The organism is Streptomyces kunmingensis (genome assembly GCF_039533535.1).
GTDB lineage: Bacteria > Actinomycetota > Actinomycetes > Streptomycetales > Streptomycetaceae > Streptomyces > Streptomyces kunmingensis.
Genome location: NZ_BAAATS010000018.1, coordinates 218,672 through 234,691 on the forward strand (window position 1 = coordinate 218,672; position 16,020 = coordinate 234,691).

The following is a 16,020-nucleotide window of genomic DNA, read 5'->3' on the forward strand; positions in this document are numbered from 1 at the left end:
GCGTGCAGACGCGTACGAGACGGACGGGCGGGGACGGGTCGGTGTGCCCCCGCAGGACTCCGCAGGAACCCAGTCCCGGCCCACTCGCCAACGGCGGACAACAGGCGTGGCGACCGAACCGGCCGAGGAGGTACACCGACCCGGCCCCGCCCAACCCACGCAACGTCAGTAGAACGTGACGTCAGCAACCAACGTCAGAACAAGGTGACATCCTCAGGCCCATCGAGCTCCTTCAGCAGCTCAGGCCCGTTGTTACGTACATTGCTGACGGCAGTGGACACGGGATAGGCCCGCATCAGCCCTTCCGGCGGCGCACTCAACAGCGCCCGCACGTCGTCGACCTCCGTACGACCGGGATCGAGCCAGGCATCCCACCGGTCCGGGGTGAGCATGAGCGGCATCCGGGGATGGATATCGGCGAGCGACCGGGGCCCACCCTCGGGCGCGACCCCGAGCGGAGCGACCTCCGCCTCCGTGGTGATGACCGAGCAGGTCACCCACCAGCCTTGCGGGTGGTCGTCCGGCAGAGTCCGATCACGCCAGAACTCGTACAGCCCGGCCATGGCGAAGACACCCCCGTCCGCCGGCGTGACGAAGTACGGCTGCTTGCGCGGCCGCTTCTTCTTCCCCTCGACCTCCAGCTCCCGCTCCCCGGCCCCGGTCACCCACTCGTAATAGCCGTCGGCAGGCACAATGCAGCGCCGGGCGGCGAAGGCCCGCCGGTACGACGGCTTCTCGTGCACGGTCTCGGCCCGCGCGTTGATCATCCGGGCCGCCCCCTCGGGCGTCTTGGCCCAGGACGGCACCAGCCCCCACTTCAGCTTGCGCAGCTGGCGAACCGGACGCGGATCCCCGGCGTCTTTCACGGGGCGGTCGAGTACGGCGTAGACCTCCTTGGTGGGGGCCACGTTGAAGTCGGACTCATAGGCCTCCTCCGGCTCCCACTTCTCGATCTCAAAGATTCCTGCGAGATCCTCGGGCCCACGACTCGCTGCATACCGTCCGCACATACGTGCCACAGTGCCAGAGCGCAAACCAAAACCACCACTGTCCGAGCCACACACCACCACGCCCGCCCCCACCCACCGACCACCGACCGGGAGCACCCGCACACATGGACGCCAGCCTCTGGGACCGACTCTTCGGCACTCAGCCAGACCCAGACCAATGGGTGGTGATCGCCACAGGCGTGGTCGCACTGGCGGCGATCGTCCCGCACGCCGTCTGGAGACTCTCCCGCAACGCGATCACGATCGCGCACGAGGGCGGCCACGGCCTGATCGCGCTGCTGATGGGCCGCAGGCTGGACGGCATCCGGCTGCATTCGGACACCAGCGGCCTGACGGTGAGCCGGGGCAAACCGACGGGCCTGGGCATGATCCTGACGGCGGCGGCGGGCTACACGGCCCCGCCGCTGCTGGGCCTGGGCGCGGCGGCGCTCCTCGGCAACGGCCACATCACGCTGCTGCTCTGGCTGGCGACGGCGCTGCTGGTGGCGATGCTGGTGATGATCAGAAACGCGTACGGGGTACTCACCGTGGTGATCACCGGCGGCGCGTTCCTCCTGGTCTCCTGGCTGGCAGGCCCCCAGGTCCAGGCAGCGTTCGCGTACGCGGTGGTCTGGTTCCTGCTCCTGGGCGGGGTACGCCCGGCGTTCGAACTACAGGGCAAACGCCGCAGGGGCGGCGCGGGCGACTCGGACGCGGACCAGCTCTCACGCCTCACGCACGTCCCCGCGGGAATGTGGCTCTTTTTCTTCCACGCCGTCTCACTGTGCTCATTGCTGGGCGGGGGCCGCTGGCTGCTCGGCCTGTGAACGGGTGGCCCGGGGCGGGCCCACTAAAGTAAAGGCATGACCACGCACCCCGCGCCCACCGCCCTTTGGCCCGCCCCCCTCGCGAGCGGAGCCGTCGACGCGACCGTTTCGGTGCCGGGGTCCAAATCCGTCACCAACCGGGCGCTGGTCCTGGCCGCGCTGGCCGCGGAGCCGGGCTGGCTGCGCCGCCCCCTGCGTTCGCGCGACACCCTGCTGATGGCGGGCGCGCTGCGGGCGATGGGCGTCGGGATCGAGGAGGGTGTGGGCCCGGACGGTTCGGGCGAGGCGTGGCGCGTCATTCCTTCCGGCCTCCGGGGCCCGGCGACGGTGGACGTGGGCAACGCGGGCACGGTCATGCGCTTCCTCCCGCCGGTCGCGGCGCTCGCGGACGGCCCGATCCGGTTCGACGGCGACCCCCGTTCGTACGAGCGGCCGCTGCACGGTGTGATCGACGCGCTGCGGACGCTGGGCGCGCGGATCGACGACGACAACCGTGGTGCCCTGCCCCTGACGGTGCACGGCGGCGGGGCGCTCGACGGCGGCCCGGTGGAGATCGACGCGTCGTCGTCCTCCCAGTTCGTCAGCGCGCTTCTCCTCTCGGCGCCGCGCTTCAACCAGGGGGTCGAGGTCCGTCACACAGGATCTTCCCTTCCCTCGATGCCGCACATCCGGATGACGGTGGACATGCTGCGGGCGGTGGGCGCGCAGGTGGACACCCCGGAGTCGGGCGGCGAGGCCAACGTGTGGCGGGTCACCCCGGGCGCGCTGCTCGGCCGGGACATCGTCATCGAGCCGGACCTGTCCAACGCGCAGCCGTTCCTGGCTGCGGCCCTGATCACGGGCGGCACGGTGACGATCCCCGACTGGCCGGAGCACACGACGCAGCCCGGTGACGCGCTGCGCGAGATCTTCACGGAGATGGGCGGCACCTGCGAACTGACCGAGCGGGGGCTGACGTTGACCGGTTCGGGAACGATCCACGGGATCGACGTGGACCTCGGCGAGGTCGGCGAACTGACGCCGGGCATCGCGGCCGTGGCGGCGCTTGCCGACGGCCCCTCCACCCTCAGCGGTGTGGCGCACCTGCGCCTGCACGAGACGGACCGCCTGGCCGCGCTGACGAAGGAGATCAACGAGCTGGGCGGTGACGTGACGGAGACGGCCGACGGCCTCCACATCCGCCCGCGCGCTCTGCACGGCGGGGTCTTCCACACGTACGACGACCACCGGATGGCGACGGCGGGCGCGATCATCGGCCTGGCGGTGGAGGGCGTACAGATCGAGAACGTGGGGACGACGGCGAAGACGCTCCCGGACTTCCCGGACATGTGGACCGCGATGCTCGGAACCGACGGAACCGACGGAACCGACGTGACCGACGGTCCCGGCAAGCCCGCCAAGACCGACCGGACCGACAGGCCGTAGGGAACGTAGACCGATGCGCCGCTACGGCAAGCACACCGACGAGGACGACATCCGCCAGCGCCCCAACCGCAAGGGGAACAGGCCGCGGACGAACATCCGGCCGAAGCACGAGGACGCGGCGGAGGGCATGGTCCTCACGGTCGACCGGGGCCGTCTGACGGTCCTCATCGACGACCGTCCGATCCATGCGATGAAGGCCCGTGAGCTGGGCCGCAAGGCGGCGGTCGTCGGCGACCAGGTGGCCGTGGTCGGTGATCTGTCCGGGAAGAAGGACACGCTCGCGCGGATCGTCCGCATCGAGCCGCGCTCCTCGCTCCTGCGCCGCACGGCGGACGACGACGACCCCTACGAGCGGGTGGTCGTCGCCAATGCGGACCAGCTCGCGATCGTCACGGCCCTGGCCGATCCCGAGCCGCGCCCGCGCATGATCGACCGCTGTCTGGTGGCGGCGTTCGACGGCGGGCTCACCCCGCTGCTGGTGCTGACGAAGTCGGACCTGGCAAGCCCGGACAAACTCCTCGAGCTCTACGGGGACCTGGACATTCCGTACGTCGTGACCAGCCGGCAGGAGCTGGAGAGCGGCGAGGCGCAGGCGCGGGTGCGCGAGCAGCTCGACGGCAAGATCACGGCGTTCGTCGGTCATTCGGGCGTGGGCAAGACGACGCTGGTGAACGCGCTGGTGGCGCAGGACCAACGGCGTACGACGGGCCATGTCAACGCGGTCACGGGGCGCGGCCGGCACACCACCACGTCGGCGCGGGCCCTGCCGCTGCCGGGCGAGGCGGGCTGGGTGGTCGACACTCCGGGCGTACGTTCGTTCGGCCTGCACCATGTGGATCCGTCGCGGGTCATCCACGCGTTCCCGGATCTGGAACCCGGCACGGAGAACTGCCCGCGCGCGTGCAGCCACGACGAGCCGGAGTGCGCCCTGGACGCGTGGGTTGCGGAAGGTCATGCGGATCCGGCGCGCCTGTACTCGCTGCGCCGTCTGCTCGCGACGCGCGAGCGGCGCGAGGGCGACTGACCTCCGTCTTGTTTGCAGCCCCCGCACACCGGTAAAGGCATAATCGCACCAAGCCGGACGCAAGATCGAAGCCGTACGAGATCAGTGGAACGCGGGAGGCTCATCACATGGCGTGGCTGCTGGTCATCGTCGCGGGAATGCTGGAGACGGGTTTCGCCGTCTGTCTGAAGCTCTCGCACGGCTTCACCCGGCTCTGGCCGACGGTCGCGTTCGCCTCGTTCGCGCTGGGCAGCTTCGGTCTGCTGACGCTGTCCCTGAAGAAGCTGGACGTGGGTCCGGCGTACGCGGTGTGGACGGGCATCGGCGCGGCGGGCACGGCGATCTACGGAATGATCTTCCTGGGCGACGTGGTGTCGACGCTCAAGATCGTCTCGATCAGCCTGGTGGTGGCGGGCGTCATCGGCCTGCAACTCTCGGGTTCGGCACACTGACGCGCGGCACTTCTCCTTCACGAGGCCCTTCGGTCCTCGGACAGTCCGCCGGCCCACTCCCCCAGGCCCCTCGGCCCCCTCAGCCAGAACGCCCGGCCCGGATGGCCTCCCGCACCATCCGCCCGACCCCGCCGCCACCCCCCGGCGGCACCATGACGCAGGACAGCGCGATCCGCACGGCCAGTTCGCAGTCCCGGGCCAGGGCCTCCGCCTCCGTCTTGGCGGTGCCCGCCACGCCCAGCGCGGCCAGGGACCGGTCGCGTACGAGGGCGACGAGGTCGGCGGGGGCGGGCAGCGGTCCGTCCGCGCGGCGCTGCGCGGGCACGGCCGACGAGGACGGCACGGCGGACAGCGTCGGCGAGGGCAGGCGCTCGCTCCAGCAGCCGGTGAGCGCGGCCCGCACCAGCGGATTGCGGCGCGCGCTCGCCACGGTCCACTCGGCGACCGTGTCGAGGCCGCCCTCCTTCAGGGCGCGGTCGACGCCCGCGAGATAGGCGTCGGCCTCGCGCCGCACCAAGGCGCGGGCCAGCCCTTCCTTGCTGCCGAACTCGTTGTAGAGGGTCTGCCGGGAGACTCCGGCGACCGCCGCCACATCGACCATCCGCACCCCGGACCAGGGTCGCCGCGCCAGCGCCGTGTAGGCCGCGTCCAGTAGGGATTCCCGCGCTGCAGGCATCGTCGCCTCCCGGGCCACCGTGTCCGTACGGCTTGTTTCGCCAGAGTTGACGGGCTCGTCCCCCCTGTCAATAGCCCTTGCGCGACCCTGTATGCGACCCCGTGAGTGACCCTGTGCGCCCCGTACGGAGAGAGGGCGTGTGGCCTCGGACCGACCACGATCGATACTGTGCAGTCATGCCCGACTACCACGATGATCTGCGCCTCGCCCACGTCCTCGCGGACGCCGCCGACGCCGCGACGATGGACCGGTTCAAGGCTCTCGACCTGAAGGTGGAGACCAAACCGGACATGACGCCGGTGAGCGAGGCCGACAAGTCGGCCGAGGAGCTGATCCGTGGTCATCTCCAGCGGGCGCGGCCGCGGGACGCGGTCCTGGGCGAGGAGTACGGCGTCGAGGGCACGGGCCCGCGCCGCTGGGTCATCGACCCGATCGACGGCACCAAGAACTACGTGCGCGGCGTCCCGGTCTGGGCGACGCTCATCTCGCTGATGGAGGCGGGCGAGGGCGGCTACCAGCCGGTCGTCGGCGTGGTCTCCGCGCCCGCGCTCGGCCGGCGCTGGTGGGCGGCGAAGGGGGCGGGCGCGTTCACGGGCCGCAGCCTGACCTCGGCGTCCAGGCTGCACGTGTCCAAGGTGGGCCGGCTCGCCGACGCCTCCTTCGCGTACTCCTCGCTGACGGGCTGGGAGGAGCGGGGCCGCCTCGACGGGTTCCTGGAGCTCAGCCGGGCGGTGTGGCGCACGCGCGGCTACGGCGATTTCTGGCCCTACATGATGGTCGCCGAGGGCTCGATCGACCTGTGCGCGGAGCCGGAATTGTCGCTGTGGGACATGGCGGCGCCCGCGATCGTGGTGACCGAGGCGGGCGGCACGTTCACCGGCCTCGACGGGCGCCCCGGCCCGCACAGCGGCAACGCGGCGGCGTCGAACGGCCTGCTCCACGACGATCTGCTGAGCTACGTCTCGAGCCGCTGACCCTCGAGCGCCCCTGAAATCGCCCTCCGCGCCCTCTTGTTGACGCTCCCTATACCTGTAACTCTGAGAGCTCCCCCACTTGTGAACTTGTGAACCGTTTCTCGTACCGGGGTCGGTTCCGCAGGTGCCCACACAGGAAGGTGGCTCCATCCATGCTCGTCCGTGACGCCATGAGCACGATGGTCCTCACCATCGGCCCCACCCACACCCTGCGCCAAGCGGCCCGGCTGATGTCGGCGCGCCGCGTCGGAGCGGCCGTCGTCCTCGATCCCGACGGCTGCGGCATCGGCATCCTGACCGAGCGCGACATCCTCAACTCCCTCGCGCTGAACCAGGATCCGGACCACGAGACAGCCGGTACCCACACCACCACCGACGTCGTCTTCGCCGCCCCGACCTGGACCCTGGAGAAGGCGGCGGACGCGATGACCCACGGCGGTTTCCGCCATCTCATCGTGTGCGACGGCCGCGAACCGGTCGGCATCGTCTCCGTCCGCGACATCACCCGCTGCTGGACACCGGCGAGGCAGCCGGCGCCGACCCTGACGGTCTAGAAGCGCCCGCACATGCCGAGGAGGGCCGGCTCCCAGCGGGAACCGGCCCTCCTAGAGTTCTCCTAGAACTCTCCTAGAGCTCTGGAGCCCTACGTGTTCTACGCGTCCTGCGCGCGTCAGACCAGGTCGAACCGGTCCAGGTCCATGACCTTGGTCCAGGCCGCGACGAAGTCCTTGACGAACTTCTCCTTGGCGTCGTCGCTCGCGTAGACCTCGGCCACCGCGCGCAGCTCGGAGTTGGAACCGAAGACCAGGTCGGCACGGGTGCCGGTCCACTTGACCGCACCGCTCGCGTCGCGGCCCTCGAACTCGTCCTGCGCCGAGGACGTCGACTTCCACGTCGTACCCATGTCGAGCAGGTTGACGTAGTAGTCGTTGCTCAGCGTGCCCGGCCGCTCGGTGAGAACGCCGTGCTTCGACTTGCCGGTGTTGGCGCCCAGGACGCGCAGGCCGCCGACGAGGACGGTCAGCTCGGGAGCGCTCAGCGTCAGCAGGTTCGCCTTGTCGAGCAGCAGGTACTCGGCGGGGAGGCGGTTGCCCTTGCCCACGTAGTTGCGGAAGCCGTCGGCGGCCGGCTCGAGCGCGGCGAACGACTCGACGTCCGTCTGCTCCTGCGTGGCGTCGACCCGGCCGACCGAGAACGGCACCTCGATGTCGAAGCCGCCGTCCTTGGCCGCCTTCTCGACGGCCGCGGAGCCCGCGAGCACGATCAGGTCGGCCAGCGAGACCTGCTTGCCGCCCTTGGCGTTGAAGGTCTCCTGGATGCCTTCGAGCGTCCGCAGCACCTGCGCCAGCTCGTCCGGGTTGTTGACCTCCCAGTTGCGCTGCGGCTCCAGGCGGACGCGGGCGCCGTTGGCACCGCCGCGCTTGTCGCTGCCACGGAAGGAGGAGGCGGAGGCCCAGGCGGCGGAGACCAGCTGCGCGACCGTCAGGTCCGAGCCGAGTACCTGCTCCTTGAGGGCGGCGATGTCCGCGGCGTCGATGACCCCACCGGTGCGCGCCGGCAGCGGGTCCTGCCAGAGCAGCTCCTCGGCGGGGACCTCGGGGCCGAGGTAGCGGACGACCGGACCCATGTCACGGTGCGTCAGCTTGTACCAGGCACGGGCGAAGGCGTCCGCGAACTCCTGCGGGTTCTCGTGGAAGCGGCGCGAGATCGGCTCGTAGATCGGATCGAAGCGCAGCGACAGGTCGGTCGTCAGCATCGTGGGGAGCTGCTTCTGCGACGCGTCGTGCGCCAGCGGGATGGTCGCCTCGGCGTCCTTCGCGACCCACTGGTTGGCGCCGGCGGGGCTCTGGGTGAGCTCCCACTCGTAGCCGAAGAGGTTGTCGAAGAACTCGTTGCCCCACTGGGTCGGGGTGCTGGTCCAGGTGACCTCCAGACCACTGGTGATGGCGTCGCCGCCCTTGCCGGTGCCGTGGCTGTTCGCCCAGCCCAGGCCCTGCGCCTCGATCGGGGCGGCCTCGGGGTCGGGCCCGACGGCGTCCGCCGGACCGTTGCCGTGGGTCTTGCCGAAGGTGTGACCACCGGCGATGAGCGCGACGGTCTCCTCGTCGTTCATCGCCATGCGGCGGAACGTCTCACGGATGTCGCGGGCCGCGGCGATCGGGTCCGGGTTCCCGTTCGGACCCTCGGGGTTCACGTAGATGAGACCCATCTGCACCGCGCCGAGCGGGCTCTCCAGCTCGCGGTCGCCGGTGTAGCGCTCGTCGCCGAGCCAGGTCGTCTCGGGGCCCCAGTAGACGTCCTCCTCCGACTCCCACACGTCGGGGCGGCCGCCGGCGAAGCCGAAGGTCTTGAAGCCCATCGTCTCCAGCGCGACGTTACCCGTGAGGATCAGCAGGTCGGCCCAGGAAATGGACTGGCCGTACTTCTGCTTGACGGGCCAGAGCAGGCGGCGGGCCTTGTCCAGGTTGCCGTTGTCGGGCCAGCTGTTGAGCGGCGCGAAGCGCTGCTGACCGGCGCCGGCGCCACCGCGGCCGTCGCTGATCCGGTACGTGCCGGCGCTGTGCCAGGCCATGCGGACCATGAGCGGCCCGTAGTTCCCGAAGTCGGCGGGCCACCAGTCCTGCGAGGTGGTGAGCACCTCGGCGATGTCCCGCTTCACGGCCGGCAGGTCCAGCGCGTTGAACGCCTCGGCGTAGTCGAAGTCCTCGCCGAGCGGGTTCGCTACCGCCGGGTTCTTGGCGAGGATCTTCAGATTGAGCCGCTCCGGCCACCACTGGGTGTTGCCGCCGCCCTGAGTCGGGTGCTTGGCCCGGCCGTGCGCGACCGGGCAGCCGCCCGTCTCTTCCTCCGTCTTCGCGTCCGTGACGATTGCTTCATGGTTCTCGGTCATGCGAACCCTTCCGGAGTCTGTCCTGTCGCTTGGCCTAAGCCACCGTTGATCCTACAATGGACAATGTCTAAGTCAAGCAACACTCCAAAGTCACATTCATTCGGGATGAAGGTCCCCTGCTGTTAGGCTGGTTTCCATGAGCGATCTCCTGGACCGACTGCGCGAGCGCGGCTGGCGCATGACCGCGCAACGGCGCGTCGTGGCAGAGGTCCTCGAAGGGGACCACGTTCATCTGACGGCCGACGAGGTGCATGCGCGCGCTGTCGCGAAGCTCCCCGAGATCTCCCGGGCGACGGTCTACAACACGCTGGGCGAGATGGTGTTGCTGGGCGAGGTCATCGAGGTCGCCACGGACAAGCGGGCGAAGCGCTACGACCCGAACGCGCACCGTCCGCACCAGCACCTGGTCTGCGGCCAGTGCGGCCAGATCCGCGACGTCCACCCGACGGGCAACCCCTTGGCGGCTCTCCCCGACTCGGAGCGCTTCGGCTTCCGCATCTCGGACGTGGAGGTCACGTACCGAGGCGTCTGCCCGAACTGCGCGACCTAGGACTTCTTGCGCAAAAGGCCCGCACCTTCTGGTGCGGGCCTTTTGCGGTACGGGAGCCTTTTGGCGGGAGACCCTCCTGGTACGAGTACCCGGAAACGCCTCAGGGCCCGGAACCATTGGTTCCGGGCCCTGAGACCTGAGTAGCGGGGACAGGATTTGAACCTGCGACCTCTGGGTTATGAGCCCAGCGAGCTACCGAGCTGCTCCACCCCGCGCCGTTGAACACAACCTTACGGGACGCCTCCGACCAGCGCAAATCCCTGGCCGGAGGGCTTGCGGGCGGCCCGGGCGGCAGGGCCGGCCGGGTCGGCCAGGTCGGCCAGGTCGGCCCGCGCTCAGGCCGACAGCTCCTGGCGCAGTGCGTCGCGCAGCCGGCCCGCCCGCTCGGCGACCTCGGCCGGTCCGGACTCGACGGCCCGGCTGGCCCACTTCTGGCCCTCGACCAGATCGCCGCGCCGCGCGCACAGCAGGGCGAGCCTGAGCGCCGCCCGTCCGTGCCCGGCGTCGGCGGCCCGCGTCCACCACAGCGCCGCTTCCGGCTCACTGCCCTCGCGGGCGAGCAGCAGCCCGAGGTTGAACGCGCCGTTGCGCGAGCCGGCTTCCGCGGCCTCCCGGTACCAGCGGGCCGCCTCGACCACGTCACCGCGCACGGCGGCGAGCATGCCGACGCGGACCTGCGCACGCCGGTGCCCGTGCTCGGCAGCCCGCTCGTACCACTCCTCGCACTCGCTCTTCGCCGTGACCGGCTCGCCGAGCTCGTGCCGGGCGGCGGGCGGGCGTCGTACGTCGAGCAGCTGGGCGAGCCGGTACGCCGCCTCGGGGCTGCCGCCGCCCGCGGCGCACCGCAGGTGCCGCTCGGCGCTCGGCTCGTCCCCCTCGCGCAGTCGCGCGATACCGGCCTGGAGCGCGGCTTCGGTGTGCCCTCCGGCGGCGGCGCGCTCGTACCACCGCAGTGCCTGCTGGTCGGCCTCCGGCTCGTCCCGGCCCGCGTACAGGATGCCGAGGTTGAAGGCCGCGTCGACGCTTCCGGCCTCGGCCGCTTTGGAGAACCAGGGCTCGGCGCCGACCGCGTCGCCGTTCTGCAGCAGCAGCACGGCGAGCGCGTTGGCCGCCTCGCGGTGGCCCGCGTAGGCGGCGCGCCGGTACCAGCTCTCGGCCTGTGCGGTGCGCTTCTGCTCGGCGCACAGCAGACCCAGGTTGTACGCGCCGTTGTTGTCGCCCGCGTCCATGGCGGCGCGGTACCAGCGCTCGGCTGTCTGCGTCTCGCCGCGCTGGGCGTGCAGCGCGCCCAGCGCGTTCGCCGCGTTGCCGTCGCCGTCCTGGGCGGCGCGCAGCCACCACACGGCGGCGCTCTCCTCGTCCCCGGCGTCGCGCAGCAGGAAGGCGAGGGCGCACGCGGCGCGCGGCTCGCCGTCCTTGGCGGACGTCAGGTACCAGCGCCCGGCCTCCTTCAGCTCGCCGCGCTTCTCCAGGATCGCGCCGAGGTGCAGTGCGGCGCGGCGGTGCCCTTTGGCGGCGGCCTGCCGGTACCACTGCTCGGCCTCCGCGGCCGGCTTCCTGTTCTCGTCGGTGACCAGGACATCCTCGGGGCCGAGCCGGGCGGCCTGCCGGTCCAGGGCGCGGGCGAGCCGGTACGCGGCCTCGCGATGCCCGCGCTGGGCGGCGACGCGCATCCAGCGCTCGGCGCCGACGTCGCTGCGGTGCTCCAGGAGGTCGGCGAGGGCGTACGCGCCGAGCGTGTGCCCCTGCTCGGCGGACTGGCGCAGCCAGTACTCGGCGGCGGGCTCGTCACCGCGCTCGCGGAAGTGCCGGCCGAGCGCGTGCGCGGCGGGGGCCGAACCGGCGACGGCGGCGACCCGCCACCAGCCGGCGGCCTCGTCCGCGTAGCCGCGCTGGTGGAGCAGGACACCCAGATTGTTGGCCGCGGCCCGGTCGCCCTCGCCCGTGGCACCACGCAGCAGGGGTTCGGCTCCGTCGAGATCACCGCGGCGCAGCAGCATGGCGCCGAGGACACTCATCGCCTCGACGTCGCCGGCCTCCGCGGCCAGCCGCTGGCGTGCTTCTTCTACCGTCTCGCCGGATTCGTCCCGGTCAGAAGGCTGCACAAACCGCCCTGTCTCCAACAGAGTTGCCTTGTCCCCCATAACGTCCATCGTCGCACCACCCGTAACCCGGGTACACCTGGTATACCGCAGCCTTTGAGGTCACTTCAGCGTTTTGTCGACATGCCCACAGGGCGACAAGTGAAACACAATTTCCCGAACTGGCCCCGAGCGGAGCAGTGTTCGTACCGACCTGGTACACACTTCGCACATGCCAGCGGCTCGTGACACTCGGGGCTCCGACGCACCGAAGGCCCGGAAGCTGCTGCTTCCGAGCCTTCGATCATCAGTAGCGGGGACAGGATTTGAACCTGCGACCTCTGGGTTATGAGCCCAGCGAGCTACCGAGCTGCTCCACCCCGCGCCGTTGTGTTCAAACCGTACCACGGCGCGCGGGGGGCTACGGAATCAGTCGCCGGCGGTCTCCTTGTCACCGCTCTTGTCGTCGCTACTGCTGTTGTTCTTGTCGCTGTTCTTGTTGTCGTCGTTCTTGTTGTCGTTCTTGTTGTCGCTGTCGCTGTTCTGCTTGGCGTCCTTGTCGGCCTGTGTCTGGGCCTTGTCGGCGCGCTGCAGGGCGTCCTCGAGCTTCTCCTGCGCCTCGCCGTACGCGGCCCAGTCGTTCTCCTTGAGCGCCTTCTGACCGTCCTCGAAGGCCTTCTCGGCGTCGGCCAGCGCTTCCTTGACGGTGGAGTTCGCCGGTGGCTCCGTCGTGTCCCCACCGGGCTTCTCCGGCTCCGCCGGTTCCGCCCCGTCGACTTCGAAGGCCTGGTTGAGCGCCTCCGACAAGGAGTCGGCGAAGCCCGTCCGGTCGCCGTAGGAGACCGCGACCTTACGCATCAGCGGGTACTCGGCGTTGCGCCCCTGGGCGTAGATCGGCTCCACGTACAGGAAGCCCTTGTCGAGCGGCACTGTCAGCAGATTGCCGTACAGGACCGTCGAGTCGGCGCCCTTCATGTCGCGCACCCAGTTCGCCACGGTGCCCGAGGAGTTGAGCTTGTTCTGCACCTGCTCGGGTCCGTAGACCTTGTCCTCGGTGACTCTCAGGAGCCTTATGGTCCCGTAGTCCTTACTGGTGGCATCGGCGTCGACGGCCATGAACGCCCGCAGATTGGGCCGGCCGCTGGGAGTGAACGTCGTCGTCAGGGAGAACTGCTGACTTGTCTGACCCGGCATCTTCATGGACAGGTAGTACGGCGGGACCGCACTGTTGTCCTTTTTCGTCGGGTCGTTGGGGACCTGCCAGGCATCGGACGCGTTGTAGAACTGGTCCGAGTTCGTCACGTGGTACAGGCTCAGCAGTTCGCGCTGGACCTTGAACATGTCCTGCGGATAGCGCAGGTGCTCCTTCAGGTCCGCCGGGATCGCGCTCTTCGACTCGACCGTGCCGGGGAACGCCTTCTTCCAGGTCTTCAGGACCGGGTCCTTGTCGTCCCACGTGTAGAGCTTGACCTCGCCCGTGTACGCGTCGACGGTCGCCTTCACCGAGTTCCGGATGTAGTTGACCTGGTTCTGCTGGGTCACCACCGCGCGCTGGTTGTCGCCCTCGTTGAGGGAGTCGGCGGTGGTGTCGCCCAGCGTCGTACGGGACGCGTACGGGTATCCGTTCGACGTCGTGTACGCGTCGACGACCCACTTGATCTTGCCGCCGACGACCGTCGGATAGGCGTCACCGTCGATGGTCAGCCAGGGGGCGACGGCCTCGACGCGCTCCTTCGGAGTGCGGTTGTACAGAATCCGTGACCCGTCGCCGATGGCGCCCGAGTAGAGGATCTGCGGCTCGCTGAAGGCCACCGCGTACGCGGCGCGGTTGATCGGGTTCGAGAGGTTGACGCCGCTCTTGCCCGTGTAACTCGTGGTCTTCTGCGTGCCGTCGTCCTGCTCGTAGTCCAGCTCCTTCTGCGGCCCGCCGACGATCGAGTACTGCGTCGTCTTCTCGCCGTAGTAGACACGCTGGTTGTAATCGCCCAGGTCACCCGTGGTCGGCAGGCCCGACTCGGTGAACTGGGGCGCGCCCTGGGCCGTCGAGGTGCCCTTCGCGGTCACGGCGCCGTAGCCGTGCGTGTACACGAAGTGGTCGTTGATCCAGTTGCGCTTGTCCAGCTTGCCGAGGTTCAGCTCGCGCAGGCCGACGACCGTGTCCACGCCGTTGTAGCGGTCCACGTCCAGGGTCGTCGGGAACTGGTAGTACTTCCGCTGCTGTTCGAGCTGCTGGAAGGTGGGCGACACGATGTTCGGATCGTTCAGACGGTAGCTGGCCGCCGTGTCGGAGTCCGTGCGCTGCTTCTTGGTGTCGTCCGAGCTCTTGCCGCTGTAGTCGACCGGGTTCGCCTTGTCGATGCCGTACGCCTTGCGGGTCGCCTCGATGTTCTTCTCGATGTACGGGGCTTCCTTGGACTGCTCGTTCGGCTGCACCTGGAACTTCTGGACGATGGCCGGATACAGGCCGCCGATCAGGATCGCCGAGAGCACCATCAGGCCGAAGCCGATGACCGGCAGCTGCCAGGTCCGGCGCCACAGCGTGGCGAAGAACAGCACCGCGCAGATGACGGCGATGCAGAACAGGATCGTCTTCGCCGGCAGATACGCGTTCGCGTCGACGTACCTGAGGCCCGTCCAGTTGTCGGTCGCCTTGAAGTCACTCGACTTCACGGTCAGCCCGTACCGGTCGAGCCAGTACGCGATGGCCTTCAGGGTGACGAACACACCCAGCAGGACGGAGAGGTGCCCCGTCGCGGCCGCGGTGGCGCGCGCGCCCGGGCTGGTGACGCGCAGCCCGCCGTACAGGTAGTGCGTCAGCGCGGCGGCGACCAGACCGATGACGGTGGCCGCGAACCCGAAGCCGAGCAGGAAGCGGTACCACGGCAGGTCGAACGCGTAGAAGGCCACGTCCAAGTGGAACTGCGGGTCCTTCTGGTGGAACGGCACTCCGTTCACGTACATGAGCCACGTACGCCACTGGCTGGCGGCCGAGGCCCCCGCGATGAGCCCCACCAGGGCGGTGACGCCGAGCAGCAGCCACTTCTTGAAGGGCGCGATGCCCATGCGGTAGCGGTCGAGGCTCTGCTGCTCCATCGACATGGCGCTGAGCGGCGGACGCAGCCGGTGCGCCAGCCAGATGTTCACGCCGACGGCGAGCGCCATGAGCAGACCGAAGACGAAGAAGAGCCCGATCTTCGTCCACAGCGTCGTCGTGAAGACGGACGAGTAGTTGACCGATCGGTACCAGAGCCAGTCCGTCCAGAATCCGGCGAACATGACGAAGGCCATGCCGAGCACGGCCAGGACGCCCAGCGTCAGCAGCAGCGTCCGGGACCGCCGTGACGGGCGGCCCATTCTGATCCGCGGCCCCGTCGGGCCTCCGCCGCGGTCCGGCATCTGGAAAGCCAAGGTGCGCACCTCGAAGTTGAGTAATCGATCGGCCGGGCCCCCGAGATCGCGGACCCATCACCTATGCAACTTACTCACGCTTTACTCAGTTCCCGTTTCCGGGGACGAACGAGGCAGGATTGTGACCATGTCCAACACTCCCATGGCAGCGAGCCCCCTCACCCGGGCCGTACTCGAGATCGACGAGTACGCCTCCGGCCTCGGCTGGGACCAGCCCGCCCGCCTCTTCGCCCTCGTCGACACCGCCGCACTGCGCGCCCAGGAACCCGCTCTCGCCACCCAGCTCGGCCTGGAGGGCGAGCAGGAGACCACCAACCTCACCCCGATCGAGCAGGACGAGATTCCCGCCGGGAAGGCGCTGGACGAGTTCCTCGGCACCATCGCCTGGCCCGACGCCGTCGTGGGCTGCGCCCTGACGGTGGAGCGCCTCATGCTGCCGCCGTCCGCGGAGGCCACCGTCCCGGAGGGCCTGAGCGACAAGAAGCTGGCGGCGTGGGTCGCCCAGCACCCGGACCGCCAGGAGGTCCGCATGACGGTCGCGGTGCTGCGCGACGGCTCGCGCGACTCGGCTCTGCGCCTGCGCGAGAAGGACTCGCCCACCGAGGTCCTCACCGGCTCACAGCTCGTGCCGGGCCTGGCGGAGGCCCTGTCGGCCACGTTCGCCGAGTGAACTTTTCCTCGTCTACGTAGGCGAGGGAGCTTTTCCTCATCTACGTAGAGGGGCGCGCCGGGATGTACCCGGCGC

General features: G+C 69.7%; 12 protein-coding genes, 2 tRNA genes and 1 pseudogene. 8 read left to right on the forward strand and 7 right to left on the reverse strand.

Features of this window, described 5'->3' with window-relative positions; all coding sequences use genetic code 11:
* Positions 1–194 precede the first annotated feature (194 nt).
* Complete coding sequence (locus ABD366_RS22630; protein WP_324771194.1) at positions 195–1,010, reverse strand: SOS response-associated peptidase; 816 nt, start codon at positions 1,008–1,010, stop codon at positions 195–197.
* Between the two features lie 104 nt (positions 1,011–1,114).
* Between ABD366_RS22630 and ABD366_RS22635 the strand changes: the two genes are divergently transcribed.
* The 4 genes and pseudogenes from ABD366_RS22635 to ABD366_RS22650 all read left to right on the forward strand — a co-directional run bounded on the left by ABD366_RS22635 (position 1,115) and on the right by ABD366_RS22650 (position 4,696).
* Positions 1,115–1,816 carry a M50 family metallopeptidase gene (locus ABD366_RS22635; RefSeq protein ID WP_324771193.1) on the forward strand — a complete coding sequence of 234 codons (702 nt, stop codon included), beginning with the start codon at positions 1,115–1,117 and terminating at the stop codon, positions 1,814–1,816.
* A gap of 36 nt (positions 1,817–1,852) precedes the next feature.
* Positions 1,853–3,163: pseudogene (gene aroA, locus ABD366_RS22640) on the forward strand (3-phosphoshikimate 1-carboxyvinyltransferase); the annotation flags it as partial.
* A gap of 91 nt (positions 3,164–3,254) precedes the next feature.
* Positions 3,255–4,265: a ribosome small subunit-dependent GTPase A gene (gene rsgA, locus ABD366_RS22645; RefSeq protein ID WP_324771192.1), complete on the forward strand. Its 1,011-nt coding sequence runs from the start codon at positions 3,255–3,257 to the stop codon at positions 4,263–4,265.
* 107 nt (positions 4,266–4,372) lie between these two features.
* The gene (locus ABD366_RS22650) at positions 4,373–4,696 is read left to right on the forward strand and encodes a DMT family transporter (RefSeq protein WP_324771191.1); all 324 of its coding nucleotides are present in this window, start codon (positions 4,373–4,375) and stop codon (positions 4,694–4,696) included.
* 79 nt (positions 4,697–4,775) lie between these two features.
* Here the strand turns inward: ABD366_RS22650 and ABD366_RS22655 are convergent, their stop codons facing one another.
* The gene (locus ABD366_RS22655; RefSeq protein WP_324771190.1) at positions 4,776–5,372 is read right to left on the reverse strand and encodes a TetR/AcrR family transcriptional regulator; all 597 of its coding nucleotides are present in this window, start codon (positions 5,370–5,372) and stop codon (positions 4,776–4,778) included.
* Positions 5,373–5,548: 176 nt separating this feature from the next.
* On the opposite strand from ABD366_RS22655, the gene hisN reads away from it, so the two are divergent.
* A complete protein-coding gene (hisN, locus tag ABD366_RS22660; RefSeq protein WP_324771189.1) occupies positions 5,549–6,346 on the forward strand; it encodes a histidinol-phosphatase in 798 nt (265 codons plus the stop codon).
* Positions 6,347–6,498: 152 nt separating this feature from the next.
* Positions 6,499–6,900 (forward strand): CBS domain-containing protein, encoded by a 402-nt coding sequence (locus ABD366_RS22665; protein WP_324771188.1) that lies wholly within the window; start codon positions 6,499–6,501, stop codon positions 6,898–6,900.
* A 116-nt stretch (positions 6,901–7,016) separates the two neighbouring features.
* Here ABD366_RS22665 and katG read toward each other — a convergent pair whose 3' ends face one another.
* On the reverse strand, positions 7,017–9,236 hold the full coding sequence (gene katG, locus ABD366_RS22670; RefSeq protein ID WP_324771187.1) for a catalase/peroxidase HPI: 2,220 nt from the start codon (positions 9,234–9,236) through the stop codon (positions 7,017–7,019).
* A gap of 136 nt (positions 9,237–9,372) precedes the next feature.
* Here katG and ABD366_RS22675 point away from each other — a divergent pair, with 136 nt between their 5' ends.
* A complete protein-coding gene (locus ABD366_RS22675) occupies positions 9,373–9,786 on the forward strand; it encodes a Fur family transcriptional regulator (protein WP_324771186.1) in 414 nt (137 codons plus the stop codon).
* A 141-nt stretch (positions 9,787–9,927) separates the two neighbouring features.
* On the opposite strand, the gene ABD366_RS22680 is transcribed toward ABD366_RS22675, so the two are convergent.
* The 4 genes from ABD366_RS22680 to ABD366_RS22695 all read right to left on the reverse strand — a co-directional run bounded on the left by ABD366_RS22680 (position 9,928) and on the right by ABD366_RS22695 (position 15,263).
* A tRNA-Met gene (locus ABD366_RS22680) sits at positions 9,928–10,001 on the reverse strand.
* 120 nt (positions 10,002–10,121) lie between these two features.
* Positions 10,122–11,939, reverse strand: coding sequence for a tetratricopeptide repeat protein (locus ABD366_RS22685; protein WP_324771185.1), 1,818 nt, complete (start codon positions 11,937–11,939; stop codon positions 10,122–10,124).
* Between the two features lie 239 nt (positions 11,940–12,178).
* Positions 12,179–12,252, reverse strand: a tRNA-Met gene (locus ABD366_RS22690).
* Positions 12,253–12,296: 44 nt separating this feature from the next.
* The gene (locus ABD366_RS22695) at positions 12,297–15,263 is read right to left on the reverse strand and encodes a UPF0182 family membrane protein (RefSeq protein ID WP_324771200.1); all 2,967 of its coding nucleotides are present in this window, start codon (positions 15,261–15,263) and stop codon (positions 12,297–12,299) included.
* Between the two features lie 139 nt (positions 15,264–15,402).
* Here ABD366_RS22695 and ABD366_RS22700 point away from each other — a divergent pair, with 139 nt between their 5' ends.
* The gene (locus tag ABD366_RS22700) at positions 15,403–15,945 is read left to right on the forward strand and encodes a PPA1309 family protein (protein ID WP_324771184.1); all 543 of its coding nucleotides are present in this window, start codon (positions 15,403–15,405) and stop codon (positions 15,943–15,945) included.
* The last annotated feature ends 75 nt before the right edge of the window (positions 15,946–16,020 follow it).

What these genes read in the sequence shown, in the direction of transcription:
- ABD366_RS22630 (WP_324771194.1), bottom strand. Translation starts at nt 1,010, where the DNA reads ATGTGCGGACGGTATGCAGCGAGTCGTGGGCCCGAGGATCTCGCAGGA.
- ABD366_RS22700 (WP_324771184.1), top strand. Translation starts at nt 15,403, where the DNA reads ATGTCCAACACTCCCATGGCAGCGAGCCCCCTCACCCGGGCCGTACTC.
- katG (WP_324771187.1), bottom strand. Translation starts at nt 9,236, where the DNA reads ATGACCGAGAACCATGAAGCAATCGTCACGGACGCGAAGACGGAGGAA.
- ABD366_RS22635 (WP_324771193.1), top strand. Translation starts at nt 1,115, where the DNA reads ATGGACGCCAGCCTCTGGGACCGACTCTTCGGCACTCAGCCAGACCCA.
- ABD366_RS22650 (WP_324771191.1), top strand. Translation starts at nt 4,373, where the DNA reads ATGGCGTGGCTGCTGGTCATCGTCGCGGGAATGCTGGAGACGGGTTTC.
- rsgA (WP_324771192.1), top strand. Translation starts at nt 3,255, where the DNA reads ATGCGCCGCTACGGCAAGCACACCGACGAGGACGACATCCGCCAGCGC.
- ABD366_RS22665 (WP_324771188.1), top strand. Translation starts at nt 6,499, where the DNA reads ATGCTCGTCCGTGACGCCATGAGCACGATGGTCCTCACCATCGGCCCC.
- ABD366_RS22675 (WP_324771186.1), top strand. Translation starts at nt 9,373, where the DNA reads ATGAGCGATCTCCTGGACCGACTGCGCGAGCGCGGCTGGCGCATGACC.
- ABD366_RS22685 (WP_324771185.1), bottom strand. Translation starts at nt 11,939, where the DNA reads ATGGACGTTATGGGGGACAAGGCAACTCTGTTGGAGACAGGGCGGTTT.
- ABD366_RS22655 (WP_324771190.1), bottom strand. Translation starts at nt 5,372, where the DNA reads ATGCCTGCAGCGCGGGAATCCCTACTGGACGCGGCCTACACGGCGCTG.
- hisN (WP_324771189.1), top strand. Translation starts at nt 5,549, where the DNA reads ATGCCCGACTACCACGATGATCTGCGCCTCGCCCACGTCCTCGCGGAC.
- ABD366_RS22695 (WP_324771200.1), bottom strand. Translation starts at nt 15,263, where the DNA reads ATGCCGGACCGCGGCGGAGGCCCGACGGGGCCGCGGATCAGAATGGGC.